The sequence below is a fragment of the Shouchella rhizosphaerae genome (assembly GCF_900142675.1).
GTDB classification, from domain to species: Bacteria; Bacillota; Bacilli; order Bacillales; family Bacillaceae_D; genus Shouchella; species Shouchella rhizosphaerae.
Map to the genome: position 1 here is coordinate 219343 of NZ_FRBS01000001.1, position 14644 is coordinate 233986.

Annotated in this window: 14 protein-coding genes; 11 read left to right on the top strand and 3 right to left on the bottom strand. The window is 46.6% G+C overall.

The genetic code is table 11. The features are described 5' to 3' along the window. Positions 1-146: 146 nt before the first annotated feature. From hemE to hemY, 3 genes are read left to right on the top strand one after another with little or no spacing between them, the layout of a single operon-like run. Positions 147-1199, top strand: a complete 1053-nt coding sequence (gene hemE / locus BUC05_RS01105; protein ID WP_011246382.1) for a uroporphyrinogen decarboxylase — start codon at positions 147-149, stop codon at positions 1197-1199. Between the two features lie 4 nt (positions 1200-1203). Beyond that, a complete protein-coding gene (hemH, locus tag BUC05_RS01110) occupies positions 1204-2142 on the top strand; it encodes a ferrochelatase (protein ID WP_035204492.1) in 939 nt (312 codons plus the stop codon). Continuing rightward, complete coding sequence (gene hemY, locus BUC05_RS01115) at positions 2139-3515, top strand: protoporphyrinogen oxidase (protein ID WP_035204494.1); 1377 nt, start codon at positions 2139-2141, stop codon at positions 3513-3515. Before hemH ends, hemY begins: the two co-directional genes overlap by 4 nt. A gap of 30 nt (positions 3516-3545) precedes the next feature. Here hemY and BUC05_RS01120 read toward each other — a convergent pair whose 3' ends face one another. Then, a complete protein-coding gene (locus BUC05_RS01120; RefSeq protein WP_082112011.1) occupies positions 3546-3695 on the bottom strand; it encodes a YrzI family small protein in 150 nt (49 codons plus the stop codon). 516 nt (positions 3696-4211) lie between these two features. Between BUC05_RS01120 and BUC05_RS01125 the strand changes: the two genes are divergently transcribed. The 4 genes from BUC05_RS01125 to pheA all read left to right on the top strand — a co-directional run bounded on the left by BUC05_RS01125 (position 4212) and on the right by pheA (position 7582). Then, complete coding sequence (locus tag BUC05_RS01125; protein WP_160162507.1) at positions 4212-4757, top strand: Spo0B domain-containing protein; 546 nt, start codon at positions 4212-4214, stop codon at positions 4755-4757. Between the two features lie 18 nt (positions 4758-4775). Beyond that, a complete protein-coding gene (gene obgE, locus BUC05_RS01130; RefSeq protein ID WP_073303963.1) occupies positions 4776-6062 on the top strand; it encodes a GTPase ObgE in 1287 nt (428 codons plus the stop codon). 185 nt (positions 6063-6247) lie between these two features. Beyond that, positions 6248-6691, top strand: a complete 444-nt coding sequence (locus tag BUC05_RS01135) for an ACT domain-containing protein (RefSeq protein WP_011246387.1) — start codon at positions 6248-6250, stop codon at positions 6689-6691. 15 nt (positions 6692-6706) lie between these two features. Then, a complete protein-coding gene (gene pheA / locus BUC05_RS01140; protein ID WP_035204497.1) occupies positions 6707-7582 on the top strand; it encodes a prephenate dehydratase in 876 nt (291 codons plus the stop codon). A gap of 16 nt (positions 7583-7598) precedes the next feature. Here the strand turns inward: pheA and BUC05_RS01145 are convergent, their stop codons facing one another. Beyond that, the gene (locus BUC05_RS01145; protein WP_063609908.1) at positions 7599-8135 is read right to left on the bottom strand and encodes a transcription repressor NadR; all 537 of its coding nucleotides are present in this window, start codon (positions 8133-8135) and stop codon (positions 7599-7601) included. A 7-nt stretch (positions 8136-8142) separates the two neighbouring features. Further along, a complete protein-coding gene (locus BUC05_RS01150) occupies positions 8143-9258 on the bottom strand; it encodes a cysteine desulfurase family protein (RefSeq protein WP_073303965.1) in 1116 nt (371 codons plus the stop codon). A gap of 87 nt (positions 9259-9345) precedes the next feature. Here BUC05_RS01150 and nadB point away from each other — a divergent pair, with 87 nt between their 5' ends. From nadB to safA, 4 genes are all read left to right on the top strand, one after another. Beyond that, positions 9346-10878, top strand: coding sequence for an L-aspartate oxidase (nadB, locus tag BUC05_RS01155; RefSeq protein WP_063609906.1), 1533 nt, complete (start codon positions 9346-9348; stop codon positions 10876-10878). Continuing rightward, a complete protein-coding gene (nadC, locus tag BUC05_RS01160; RefSeq protein ID WP_063609905.1) occupies positions 10859-11707 on the top strand; it encodes a carboxylating nicotinate-nucleotide diphosphorylase in 849 nt (282 codons plus the stop codon). Before nadB ends, nadC begins: the two co-directional genes overlap by 20 nt. Then, entirely contained in the window at positions 11698-12792 is a 1095-nt protein-coding gene (gene nadA / locus BUC05_RS01165; RefSeq protein ID WP_063609904.1) for a quinolinate synthase NadA, read from the top strand. The genes nadC and nadA overlap by 10 nt, the downstream gene beginning before the upstream one ends. A 313-nt stretch (positions 12793-13105) precedes the next feature. Beyond that, positions 13106-14635, top strand: coding sequence for a SafA/ExsA family spore coat assembly protein (gene safA, locus BUC05_RS01170; protein ID WP_073303967.1), 1530 nt, complete (start codon positions 13106-13108; stop codon positions 14633-14635). Positions 14636-14644 lie beyond the last annotated feature (9 nt).

The window sequence follows — 14644 nt, forward strand, 5'->3', positions numbered from 1 at the left end:
CGTCCTATAGGTGTATACAAAAAGCAGTGAGGTTATTATAGTAGTAGAGGAAGAGATCGAGTATAGGCAGATTAATCGAATTTTAAATAGGTTTCGCGTAAAATGGAAAACGATTTGTCACGCCAGATGCATGAAAGGTGGAAAAGATGAACACCAAAACATTTAATGACACGTTCTTGAAAGCGTGCAAAGGGGAAAAGCATGGCCATGTGCCTGTGTGGTATATGAGGCAGGCAGGAAGGTCGCAACCTGAATACCGGAAAATTAAAGAAACGCATTCGTTATTCGATATTACCCATGATCCGGAGCTTTGCGCGTATGTGACAAAGCTGCCAGTTGACCAATACAACAATGATGCGGCTATTTTGTACAAAGACATAATGACACCGCTTCCTTTTATCGGCGTTGAAGTGGACATAAAGTCTGGAATTGGACCAGTGATTGACAATCCAATCCACGGCCTCAGTGATGTTGAGCGCTTAGGGGAAATCGATCCTGAACATGATGTGAAACATGTCCTTGATACGATTAAGCTGTTGCGCACACAGCTTGACGTGCCATTGATTAGCTTTGCCGGTGCACCGTTTACGCTTGCTAGCTATATGATTGAAGGCGGGCCTTCTCGGAATTACCATAAAACAAAAGCATTTATGCATGCAGAACCGGAAGCATGGCAGCGTCTAATGGACAAGCTTGCGAAGATGACAATCGACTACATAAAAGCACAGATACAAGCTGGTGCCCAAGCAATTCAGTTGTTTGATTCCTGGATTGGCGCCGTGAGCGTTGCTGATTATAAACGATTGATTAAACCGGTGATGGTGCGAATTCTGGCTGAAGTTCAGACAGAGGGTGTACCGCTCATTTTACATGGAGTCGGAACCCCTCATTTATTGTCCGAATGGAAAGACATGCCAGTTGATGTGATAGGCATTGATTGGCGTACGACTGTTTCGGAAGCGAGACGCCTTGGCATTAACAAAACATTGCAAGGCAATATGGACCCTTCCCTTTTGCTTGCGCCATGGCCTGTAATTGAGGCGGAAGCCAAAGCTATTCTAGATGAAGGCATGGAGTCAAATCGGTTTATTTTTAATCTTGGACAAGGCGTCTTTCCAGAAGTGAAACCTGAAACATTGAGACGACTCACTGCGTTTGTTCACGAGTACTCATCAGAAAAAAAACAACAGAAAGGATAGGACAATGGAGAAGAAAAAAATTGGATTGCTTGTCATGGCTTATGGCACGCCGCGCAAGAAAGAAGAAATCGAACCGTATTACACACATATTCGCCACGGACGCAAGCCTTCAGAAGAGGCACTTGCTGATTTGCAGGAACGCTATGAAGCAATTGGGGGCACAAGCCCTTTGGCTCGCATTACGGATGAGCAAGCAAACGGGCTTGCTGCTGTTTTAAATGAGCAGCAAGAAGACATCGTTTTTGTGCCTTATTTAGGCCTTAAACACATTGATCCGTTTATTGAAGATGCGGTTCAAAAAATGAAGAACGATGGCATAGAAACGGCTATTTCGATTGTCCTTGCGCCTCATTTTTCTACGTTTAGCGTGCAGTCTTACAATAAGCGCGCTCAGGAAGAAGCGGACCGAATTGGCGGGCCTACAATTTATACAATCGAAAGCTGGTATAAAGAGCCGGGATTTTTGCAGTTTTGGAAAGAGCAAATTGAAAATGAAATGAAGAAGGCCGATTCTATTGATGACCTTTGTGTCATTTTTTCCGCGCATAGCTTACCGGAGAAAATCATTCAAGCAAATGACCCTTATCCAGAGCAATTGCGGGAAACGGCAGACTTGCTTGCGGACATGGCCAATGTACCGAATTATGAAATTGGGTGGCAAAGCGAGGGGAACACCCCTGAGCCATGGCTAGGGCCGGATGTCCAAGACCTAACACGGGAACTATATGCAAAAAAAGGCTACAAAACCTTTATGTACTGTCCAGTCGGCTTTGTGGCAGAGCACTTGGAGGTGCTTTACGACAATGATTATGAATGCAAGTTGGTTACAGACGAACTAGGCGTTCGCTATTTGCGCCCGCCGATGCCAAATGCAGACACTCGTTTCTTAAAGGCGCTCGCCGATGTAGTGACAAAACGCCTGGCCGCTGTGGTGACCAAATGAAGCAAAAGCGTGTTGCCATCGTTGGAGCTGGAGCGACAGGGCTGTCAGCTGCACTCTGGCTCCATGATCATAGCGACTTACAATACGATGTATATGAAGCTTCAAATCAAGTTGGCGGCAAAATTGTTACGTACAAAGACCGTGGTTTTGTAATAGAGGGAGGCGCTGACTCTTATTTAGAGCGAAAAGCGAGCATGACTCATTTCATTCAGCGAGTAGGCCTTGGCGATTCCCTTGTTCGCAATGAAGTGGGGCAATCCTATATTTTAAAGAGCGGTACGCTTTTTCCGACTCCAAAAAATACGGTGTTAGGCATTCCGACAGACATAGATGCGTTTTTGGAAACGAAACTGATTTCGGATGAAGGGAAACGCAATTTATTAAAAGAATATGAGAAGCCGCGATTTGCAAAACCAGGAGAAGACGTCTCAGCAGGTGCTTTTTTTGAATACCGCTTAGGAAAAGAAATGGTCGATTCGCTCATTGAGCCTTTGCTCGGCGGCATCTACGGCGGCAATATTTATGAACTAAGCATGAAAGCGATATTTCCTCATTTCCTTCAATACGAAGCAGAATACGGCAGCCTTTTAAAAGGGGTAGCCGCAACGAAATCAACAAGTAAGCAGGCGAAAAAGCAAGGAATGTTTTTAACAGTCAAATCCGGGTTGGCGTCGGTGCTGGAGGCTGCTGCCGAACAGCTTCGCCCTGGGTCTGTTCATTTAAATGCAGCGGTAGAACGGATTGATGTGCTCGACAACGGGGCTTTTACCGTGTTTGTTAACGGTACCCAAAAACGGTATGATGCTGTGATTGTTACGATTCCGCCACAACAAGCGGCAAAATTGTTTGTAGAGATTAACCCGTTTAGTGATATTGGAAGCATCGAGGCGACTTCATGCGCCACTGTCGCCATGATCTTTCCTGAGGGCGCTGTTGACAATGAGCATGAAGGAACAGGATTTGTTGTCGCCAGAGGAGGCGATGAAACGATTACTGCTTGCACATGGACCGATTTAAAATGGCCTCATACAAGCCCTTCTCGCGAAACGTTGTTGCGCGCTTATGTTGGCCGGCCAGGCGAAGAGGCAATCGTAGAAGCAAATGATCAGACCATTGTAAATGCTGTTTTAGCCGATTTGCAGAACATCATGGCGATCCGTACCCGACCTACTTTTTATCGTGTCACGCGCTGGAAAAAGGCGATGCCTCAATATCAAGTTGGCCATCTTCAGCGGATTGAACGCTTTAAAAAAGCCTGTGCCAAACATCCAGGCTTGTACGTGACGGGTGCTTATTTTGGCGGAGTAGGTGTGCCTGATTGTATTGACCAAGGGCAGGCATGCGCGAAGCAACTAATGAACGAAACGACGTAAGGCAAAGCCCTACGTCGTTTTTCTCATTAATTAAAGGTGATGCAAATAGCGTGTTTTTAGCTGTTCGTATTCCTGCTCCATTTTTTCGGCATGGATAAAAGCTTCTAGTTCGGCGCGGGAATACTCCGGGCGCTTGCGCTTTTTAATGCTTATCGTAAAAAAAATAAATGAAAACGTCATCTACGAAATCGCCTCCTTCCTCTGAAGGTGCAGTCATTAGGTAGAACCTGGCACCTGCTTATTTAAAATCGATTGCTTTGTGTTTTTTCCTAGTTTTTGGAACAAACCATACATTTTTATCCCCCTCTCAATTTTTCCCAGCTTTTGCCCACAAAAAAACCGCAGATGTCTCCCTGCAGTCAAAAAAGCAGGGCTATCACCCTGCGATTGCTTATAAGCTCAAACTGTTGAAGCCAATGCAAAAACGCACATAGTGGGTGAACAAAAAGAACGATGCAGTTGAATGGTTAATGGCATGATTGTTGTCATTTTGTTCATCTCCTTTGCGTTTGATTGAACACCTTTTCTATTATATTCGTTGTTGACAAAACTGTAAAGGCTTTTTTCAGAAAAGCAAATAAATTAGGTACAAGCACGAAAAAAAGACATCCTGATTCCGTTATGAAAACGGCATAACAGTGTGGTACAATTGAAAAGATATGCAGGGAAATTGTGAGTAGAAGGGGACGTATGGAAATGAGGAGCAACGACGAATTGATTCGCATATTGGGATCTATTCGCCATGACTGGCTGAATGTGCTCCAGCTAATAAAAGGGAACTTGGCGATCGGCAATCAGGAGCGGGCTGAGGCTGTTCTTGAGGAGGCGGTTGAACAAACGACAAATGAGAGCCGCCTGTGCAACATGGGGATGCCAAAAACAGCGCTTGTTTTACTTGAGCAAAAATGGCACCAATCAGCTTATGAGATTGCATACGAAGTGGACGGTCCTCTTTTAAACTTGGCAAAATATGATAATGCTTTTTCTACATGTTTTGCCCGCTTTTTTTCACTGCTGTCTGAATGGCCGCAGCTAGATGGGCCTAGTTCCGTTTTTGTTACGTACACGTTTTTTGACCAAAACTGTTTAATCGAACTTGACTATCAAGGGCATATATACAGAAATGACAGTATCTCCAACTGCTTTAGCGAGATGCCTCCTTCAGTCGTCGTCGACGTAACTAGGCAAGAACAAGCAGGTTATACAGTAACGTTTTTACTGGATGCAACAGCTTCCAATTAGGAAATGGAGTGAACGAAGATGTTTGTCGATAAAGTGAAAGTATACGCCAAAGGTGGAGACGGCGGGAACGGCATGGTGGCTTATCGAAGAGAAAAATATGTGCCTGACGGCGGACCAGCCGGAGGAGACGGCGGCCGCGGTGCCAGTGTTATCCTTGAAGTGGATGAAGGCTTGCGGACATTAATGGATTTCCGCTACAACAAACATTTTAAAGGAAAACGGGGCGAGCACGGCATGTCTAAAAACATGCACGGCAAAAAGGCCGAAGACTTAGTTGTGAAAGTTCCTCCTGGTACGATGGTAACCGATGAGGAGACAGGGGCGCTGCTTGCTGACTTGACTACACACGGCCAACGGGCTGTTGTGGCTAAAGGTGGTCGAGGGGGGCGGGGAAATGTCCGTTTTGCAACACCTGCCAACCCTGCTCCAGACCATGCAGAAAATGGCGAGCCAGGGGAAGAACGGAATTTGCTCCTTGAATTAAAAGTGCTTGCCGACGTTGGATTGGTTGGTTTTCCTAGTGTCGGAAAATCGACGCTTCTGTCGATTGTGTCGGCTGCTAAACCAAAGATTGCTGAATACCACTTTACAACGATTACACCAAACCTTGGGGTAGTGGATACACAGGACGGGCGCAGTTTTGTCATGGCAGATTTGCCTGGTTTAATCGAAGGCGCCCATGAAGGCGTTGGGCTCGGTCACCAATTTTTGCGGCATATTGAGCGGACGCGCGTCATTGTCCATATTGTAGATATGTCGGCAATGGAAGGGCGTGATCCTGTGGAAGACTATCACAAAATTAATGAAGAACTATCCCAGTACAATTACCGGTTGACGGAGCGCCCCCAATTAGTGGTTGCTAATAAAATGGACATGCCAGAAGCAAATGAAAACCTTAAGCGATTTAAAGAGGCACTTGGCGAGGAAACGAAAATTTTTCCAGTTTCGGCGATCACGAAAGACGGTGTCCGTGAATTGATGCTAGCGATTGCTGATGAATTGGAGCATGCGCCAGAGTTTCCATTGCATGACAGCGAAGAGCAAGTAGAGGGCAGAGTGCTTTATAAACATGAATTGCCAATTGAGCCGTTTACAATCACCCGTGGAGACGATGGCGTGTTTGAATTATCGGGAGCTGAACTGGAGCGTGCCTTTAAAATGACTGATTTTGCTAGGGAAGAATCTGTACGCCGCTTTGCCCGGAGGATGAGGAAAATGGGCGTTGATGAAGCGTTGCGGAAGCGAGGCGCAAAAGACGGCGACCTAGTCCGGATTATGAAATTTGAATTCGAGTTTGTCGAATGAGTTAGTCGGGCCAGGCAGTCTATGCTGTACTGGCCTTTTTTAAAAGGAGTAAAGCTATATCCAATTGCTTCTGCTACCTTCCCCTAAATGATTTGTTGAAACGAAAGACACACATCTTTTATAATCAAATGTAGCAAGGGCGTTTTACACAGCCCTAAAAACTGCCCGAAGGAGAGGGCGTGCCAATGTCGAAAAAGCAGTTTTATCTGGTCAGGGAAGACATGCTCACAGATGCGATGCAGCGTACGCTTGAAGCCAAGGCGCTTCTTTCTGCGGGGAAGGTCCGCAAAATCAATGAAGCTGTCCATCGTGTCGGTTTAAGCAGGAGTGCATTTTACAAATACAAAGATGGGATTTTTCCGTTCCATGCCATTGCAAAAGAACGAATCATGACGTTCTCTATCAACCTTGCAGATCGATCTGGCACCTTATCGCAATTGTTAAACATTGTTGCCGATACCGGAGCCAATATTTTAACGATTAACCAAACGATCCCCTTGCAAGGCAGAGCAAATATAACCCTATCTGTCGATACAGCCCCGATTGAAATAGACATAAACGAACTGTTTGAACGGATGGAGGCGCTTGAGTCTGTTGAACGGGTGGAACTAGTTGGTTCAGGATCATAGAAAGGAAGCGTTTTTGTGAAAAAAGTCGGTTTTTTAGGCCCGAAAGGCACGTTTACGGAAATGGCAGCATACAGCCTGTTTCCGAAAGAAGAGTTAGTTCCACTGAAAACCATCCCCAAAGTGCTGGATCTCGCATTTGCAAAAGGGATTGACTATGCAGTTGTGCCAATTGAAAATGCGATTGAAGGAACTGTGAATATTACGCTCGATTATTTAATCCACCATAAGCCCATGCCGATCGTAGCAAGCATATCTCTGGAAATCGCGCAACATTTGCTGTTTTCGCCAAACAAAGACCGGGAAACGTTCGTTCCTAAGAAAGTCGTTTCCCATCCACAAGCAATTGCCCAGTGCCATCAATTTCTGCAAAAAAACTATCCTGAAATTGAAATCGAGTATGCCGATTCAACTGGTTCGGCTGCCGCTTGGCTCGCTGAAAACCCCGATGCAGATGCTTGTGTCATTGCCAACGCGCAAGCGGCTTCGACTTATGGATTAGCTGTTGCTCAAGGAGACATCCATGATTTCGAACATAACCGGACGCGCTTTATCGTGCTAACGGCCAAAAAGGAACAAGCTCCTCACATAGTAGGCCCAGAGCATACAGGAGACAAAACAACATTGATGGTAACGCTGCCGTCTGATTTTGCCGGAGCCCTCCATCAAGTGTTGTCCGCTTTTGCTTGGCGAAAGTTGAATTTGTCCAAAATCGAATCACGCCCAACAAAAACCGGCCTCGGAAATTACTTTTTCCTGATTGACATCGACCAGTTAATGGATGACGTCCTAGTGCCAGGAGCGATTGCTGAGCTTACTGCACTTGGCTGTAAAGTTGAAGTCCTTGGCAGCTATGCGACATACAGTTCAAAGGCGACAGCATCGATTAATTAAGAAGAGTAGCGCCTAGCTACTCTTCTAACAAAAACGACTTTTCTCGGAGCGCGGCGATTGCCTTTTCCACTTGTGCTTCGTTTTGTCCTTCTACTAAATGGAGGTGGACGCCTTCTGTCAGTTCAGACAGAAGGCTTGCTTTCGTTTTAGCAAGTGTTGCGCAAAAAGCGTCAACTTCTTGGCGGTTAGAAATATGCATGGCTCCCGTTAATTCACCATAAATGGCATGTTCAATCGAAACGTTGATGACAGTAAGGCCGTGGTCTACAAAAGTGTAAAGTTCTTCCCGTGTATCTTCAGGACGATGCTGTACGGCAATCAAACGCTGGACTTTCTGTTTGGTAGCCGGGGCCAAGTACATGTATCCTTGTGCGGTAGCGAAAATCGGTTCCCCTTTCGCTTTCAAAAGCGACATGTCCTGGACAACGACTTGCCTGCTGACACCTGCCCGCTTGGCGAGATCACTGCCTTTTAACGGGGTGTTTTCCTTTTTTAGCCACTCAACAATCGCAGCCCGCCGCTCTTCTGACTTTAATTTTTTCTCTTTTCTCATCTTTATCTCACCTACATACAATCTTGGTACAGTGTTCAATAAACATACCGACTTCATCTTCCGTCGTCGGTTCTCCTAACGTAACCCTCACATAGCGGTCAGCTTGCTCGTTTGTCAAACCAAGCGCCAAAAGGGAGAGAGGCGGACTGGTTTGGCCAGCTTGGCAAGCTGAACCAGTGGCAATCGCAAACCCAGCCCGGTCGCATTCAAGCATAAATTGCTGCCCGCTCCATCCCTTGACGAGCATGCCAATATGAAAAGGCAGGCGCTCTTTTTTAGAACCGATTAATTGAAAATGCCCTGTTGCAGTCAGCTGGCGAATGATTGTATCCCGTAGTTCCGCTAGCTCAGTCATCCTTGTTTTCCGAATTGAAAGAGCGTGTTCGACTGCAGAGGCAAAGGCAGCAACTGCTGGCGTGTCCACTGTGCCTGGACGAAATCCTGATTCATGACGGGCTTGTTCGTAAAAACCCCGCCAATGGAGACGTTTCGACAAATACACAGCACCTGTCCCTTTCGGAGCATACAATTTATGAGCCGAAAAACTTGCTGCATCAAGCAATGAAAAATCAATTTCGATTTTTCCTAATGCTTGTACACAGTCACTATGAAACAGTATACCACGGGAGCGTAGGACGTTGCTAAGGTGAGCTATGTCTTGGACTGTGCCAATTTCACTGGAAGCGACAGCAATCGAGGCAAGCACGGTGTCAGGACGCAAGCTAGCACGAAGCGCTTCGACTGTTACGTTTCCTTCTTCCGTTACAGGTACATAGGTGATTTCATATCCATGTTTCTCTAAGTAGTGCAATGCTTCAAGGACAGAAGGGTGCTCCGTCTTGGTGGAGACAAGGTGCTGACCTTTATTACGGTAAGCGAATGCTAATGAGACAATCGCTAAAAAATTGCTTTCAGAACCCGACCCAGTAAAATACAGTTCTTCTTCTGTAAGGCGAAGCAATGATGCAAACTTCGTACGCGCCTGTTCAAGGATCGCTCTTGCTTCAAGCCCAAAAGTATGGAGGCTATTTGAATTGGCAAAAGCCAATTGGGCTGTCTTTTGATATACGTCTAAGCAAAAGGGCGAAAGCGGCGTGGTAGCGCTATAGTCTAAATAATACATGGCAATCTCCATTCTTAAAAAAAGGTTGTGTTTTCTATTAGTTTATGTAAATATAGGTGACAAGACAACTGTAAAGTGAGTGAGTCTATGAAAAAGAAATCAGTTATTATTGTTGGCGCCGGTATAGCTGGACTAATGGCTGCCCACAAATTAGCAGATAAAGCAGAAGTATCGCTTTTAATGAAGGCGGGCAGGTTGGACAGCAATTCTTGTATGGCTCAAGGGGGGATTGCGGCGGCAGTAGGCGAAACCGACCATCCGACACTCCATGCGAGAGATACGTTTGTCGCAGGCAGCGGTTTTAATGCGTTTAAGCGTGCGTCTGAGCTCGCTCGGCAGGCTCCAGCAATGATTAAAGAGCTCGATGCTTTAGGGGTGCCGTTTGAAAAAGCAGCTGGCCAATATGTCCTTGGCCATGAAGGAGCCCATAGCAAGCGGCGCATTTTGCATGCTTATCAAGATCAAACAGGCTTAGCAGTTGTCGAAACATTATGGCGGACACTCAGTGAAAACGTGCATGTGTACGAAAACCAATATGTGCTGGAGTTGATTGTGAAAAATCAAACAATCCAAGGCGTTCGCACCGTTAATCACGCTTTTTACGGCGACTGTGTGGTTATAGCAACTGGCGGCTCTGGCCAATTGTATGAAAATAGTTCCAATGAGCAGAGAGCAACGGGAGACGGGTTAATGTTAGCTTATCGGACTGGCGCTGTCCTTAAAGATCTTGAGTTCATGCAATTCCATCCGACGATTTTAAAAGGAAAAGAACCGAGCCTTATTAGCGAAGCAGTCCGCGGTGAAGGTGCTTACTTGGTCAATCGGGCAGGCCATCGGCTAATGGGAAAATGGGCAAAAGGGGAACTTGAAGGGCGGGACGTTGTAGCGGCCACATTACATAAAGCGTTGCAATCTGGCGAGAATGTTTATTTAGATGCTAGGCATTTGCATGATTTTCCAAGTCGGTTTCCTGCGATCTTTAAACGCCTGCAGCGAAATGGCTATGATGTTCGCAAAGACTTAATCCCGATTGAACCAGGCGCCCATTTTTTATGCGGTGGCATTGAGACAGACCGATTTGGGCGCACGTCGGTAAATGGGTTGTACGCGATAGGCGAAGCAGCTTGTACGGGCGTTCATGGCGCAAATCGTTTAGCTAGCAATTCACTCGTCGAAGCACTTGTTTACGGGCAAGCAGTGGCAGCGGCTTTGTTGGCCGATCCACAAACAAAAGCGGGAGCGGTAAAGCCACAGCCGAATAAGGCATTGATACACGGGCTTCCTGAACGTAGCGAATTGCAAAAAATGATGAGCGCCTATGCAGGCATTGAACGCGACGCCTATCGATTGCAAACAGTGGCTAATTGGCTTTCTTCGTTTCAACAAATGCCAAAGAAAACGGTTGTGCACGTTGACGATCTAGAAACGGGTACTATGTATGAGCTTGCTACGCTTGTTGTAAAAGCAGCTTTGTTGCGCACGGAAACAAGAGGTACCCATAGGCGCAGCGATTATCCGTCAGCAGACGAACAATGGCGGAAGCGCTCGATTTGTTTTTCTGTACAGAATAAAGCATTCGTGAAAACAGAGGAGAGAGAATATGAACCCGCTCAAGCTTGATCAGCAGTTAAGGGGATTTTTGGCAGAAGACATTGGTTATGGAGACCGTACAGCTGAAGCGCTGTTCACTGTTGAAAGAGCAGAGGCTGTTATAGTTGCCAAAGGGGAAGGCATTTTTGCCGGGACACAAGTGATCAACCAGCTATACGCTTTGCTCGATTCTGACATTGAAGTCGAACTGTTTGTTCGCGATGGAGAGCAAGTGAAACGAGGGCAGCAATTGGCTCGCTTTACAGGGCCGGTCAAATCGCTATTATCGGGTGAACGGGTATTGCTCAATTTATTGCAGCGTATGTGCGGCATTGCCACACTGACAGCAAAAGCAGTGGAAGAATTAGGCGATCCAAGCATTCGTGTTTGCGATACCCGAAAAACAGCGCCAGGGCTTAGAATGTTTGACAAATTTGCAGTCAGGATAGGAGGAGGAGCCAACCACCGTTTTGGCCTTGACGATGCCCTCATGTTAAAAGAAAACCATATCGCCGCTTGCACGTCCATTGCTGCCGCAATCGAAAAAGCCCGCGCTTATGCTGGGCCGATGGCAAAAATTGAAGTAGAGACGACGACTTTAGACGAAGTCAAAGAAGCAGTCGCGGCGCAAGCGGATGTGATCATGTTTGATAACGCGACGCCAAAGGCGATTAGGACTTACTTGGCCTATGTCCCAGCTGGAATAAAGACGGAGGCCTCAGGAGGGATAACGATGGCCAATTTGCGGCAATTTGCCAATACTGGCGTTGATTTTCTGTCGCTTGGATTTTTGACACATTCAGTTGTTGCACTCGATTTGAGCATGCTTATACAAAAGGGGGAAGGACAATGCAAGTAATGCAACCAGCGAGATTGCCCCATCACTATCGGGAAATGTCAAGTGCTGAAAAAGAAGCCCGTATTCGCGAAGCAAAAGCATTTTTTGGCAATGACCTCCTCATACCAGGCCACCATTACCAGCGAGAGGACGTTATCCAATTTGCTGACTTCACCGGCGATTCATTGCAACTTGCGCAACTGTGCGGCCAAACGTCATCGGCCAATATCGTTTTTTGCGGTGTTCACTTTATGGCGGAGACAGCAGACATGCTAACGAGTCGAGAGCAGCATGTGATCCTGCCTGATCTTGCCGCTGGCTGTTCGATGGCCGATATGGCTTCGATCGCCCAAACAGAGCGTGCTTGGGAAGCGCTGACGGAACGATTCGGAGACACGATTTTGCCGCTGACGTATGTCAACAGCACCGCTGAAATTAAAGCGTTTTGCGGACGCCATGGTGGCGCATGCGTAACGTCATCAAACGCTAAAAACATGGTGCAGTGGGCGTTTGCTCAAAAGCCAAGGGTAATGTTTTTGCCTGACCAACACCTGGGGAGAAACACAGCTTTTGCACTTGGAATTCCTTTAGAAAAAATGGCGGTCTGGAATCCTCATACACATGAACTCGAACTCCCCCCTGGTGCGAACATAGAAGAAATCATCGTCATTTTATGGAAAGGGCACTGCTCTGTTCATGAAAAATTTACAGTTGAGCAAATTAAAAACGTGCGTGACCGCTCTCCGCATACACAAGTGATTGTTCATCCAGAGTGCACACACGAAGTTGTGCAAGCTGCTGATAAAGCCGGGAGCACACACTACATTATTGAAACATTAAAACAGGCGGAGCCAGGAACATCCTGGGCAATTGGGACGGAAATGAATTTGGTCAATCGTTTAGCGAAACAGCATCCCGATAAGCAAGTGTTTTCTCTTCACTCAACTATGTGCCTTTGTTTAACAATGAACCGCATTGATTTGGATCATCTTGCTTGGTCACTGGATTTGCTGCGTGAAGGCAAACGCCAATTTGAAATTACGGTCGCCGAAGATGTCGCAGAGGAAGCAAGAACGGCTTTAGCGCGGATGCTGGCAACAGTTTAAAGTTTAATGATTGGAGCGACAACCTAAAAGAGCGTACAGTGGATTGCTCTTTTAGGTTTGTAAACGCTCTGTATACTTTACACTGTGAAACGAGCGTTTTAAAACAAGAATCAGTGGCTCACGAACTCTCGTCCTAATTGCATCCCTTCCCGGTTTCACTCCCTGTCTGACAAGGGTTTTCAAACCGTTTGATTGATTTTTTTGGTCTAGGCCGAGCAGTTTACACATAAGTATTGGGGAACGTTGCATGTGAACCGATTTTATGCTCTTGCATAGTCTATAGGATGAATGCCTAGTAAGGAGGGAACAGCCTGTGAGAATCCATATTGTCCAAAAGGGAGATACTTTATGGAAATTAGCGGAGAAGTATGAAGTCGATTACGAACATTTAAAAGAAGCGAATCCGAATTTAACCAACCCTGAAATGTTGATGCCAGGCATGAAAGTGAAAGTGCCTGCTGGATCAGTTGCTGTCCGGAAAGAACAGAAAAAGACGACGCCGAAAGCAAAAGAAGTAGATAAGAAGCAGCAAAAAGCGAAAGAACAATCCGTTAAACCACCTAAAAAGCCGGAGCTGAAGGCATCAGAGAAAACGCAAGCGGCAAATGTCGCGCCAGCGCCGCCCTATTATGGCCAAACACAACAAGGTGTAGCAAAACCGCCAGAATATCCGCCGCTTCCGCCAAAGCCGCCTTGTACACCTTGCCAAGGAAATGCATTCCAAGAGTTTGCACCACAAGCAAATATGTACCAGCAGTCTTACGCACCAAACCAACAGCTTTACAGCCAGCAAATGAATCAACCGCCGTCATACCAGCCACAAGCAAATCAACCACAGTCCTATCAGCCACAGTCATACCAGCCACAAGCGAATCAGCCGCAGTCCTATCAGCCACAGTTATACCAGCCACAAGCAAACCAGCCGCAGTCCTATCAGCCACAGTCATACCAGCCACAAGCGAATCAGCCGCAGTCCTATCCGCCACAGTCATACCAGCCACAAGCAAACCAACCGCAGTCCTATCAGCCACAAATATTTCAGCCACAAGCATATGGAGAAAATGCGCAGCTCCAAGCTCAGTCGCATGGGCCTAAACAGCAAGAAAGCGCAGGCAAACATCAGCCGTTGCCACAGGATAAAAAAGACAACGAGGCGGGCGAATGGAATGGAGTACAGCCACAAGCACATAAGGGAAGCTCAAAAAGCGGCATTCATGGGCAGCAGTCTCCGTGGGGAAGCAACGCCCCGTTTGTGCAACAAAGCGGGGGACCGAATCAACAAAGCTATCCGATCCAAGAAAATCAAAACAAAGGTTTTCAAGGGCAACAAAACACAAACTTTACCCCTTGGCCACAGCAGGAAAATAAAGGATGGAACCAAGAACAAGCGTATGCCCACCAAGTAGAGATGAACTGGGGACAAAGCAACGGGGCGCAACCATTTTCTCAGCAAATGGACATTAATTGGGGACAATATCGCTACTCTCCTTATCAAGGAGAAATCGGCGATGCTGCACCATTCCAGAGCTATCCAGGGTGGCAGCCAGCTGCTTTGCCGCAAATGCCAGTAGCAAACAGCTATCCGCCTCCGCAAACACCTTTTTTTGCTCCAGGAACATTAAACCAACAGGCAGGACCCTATAGGCAGCCGCCTGTCGGCCAGCTTGATGACCAATTATACCAGCAGCCCCATTACATGAACCAAGCTCCATCCTTTTTAACGGGGCCTTATGCAGCCCAGCCACAGCAATGGGCACATCCACAAAGCCCGTATTTGCAAGAGCAGGAATACGAGCCGGAGGAACAAATAAACGCATACGAAGAAGAAGACCAACAAGATTAACGGCTTTTT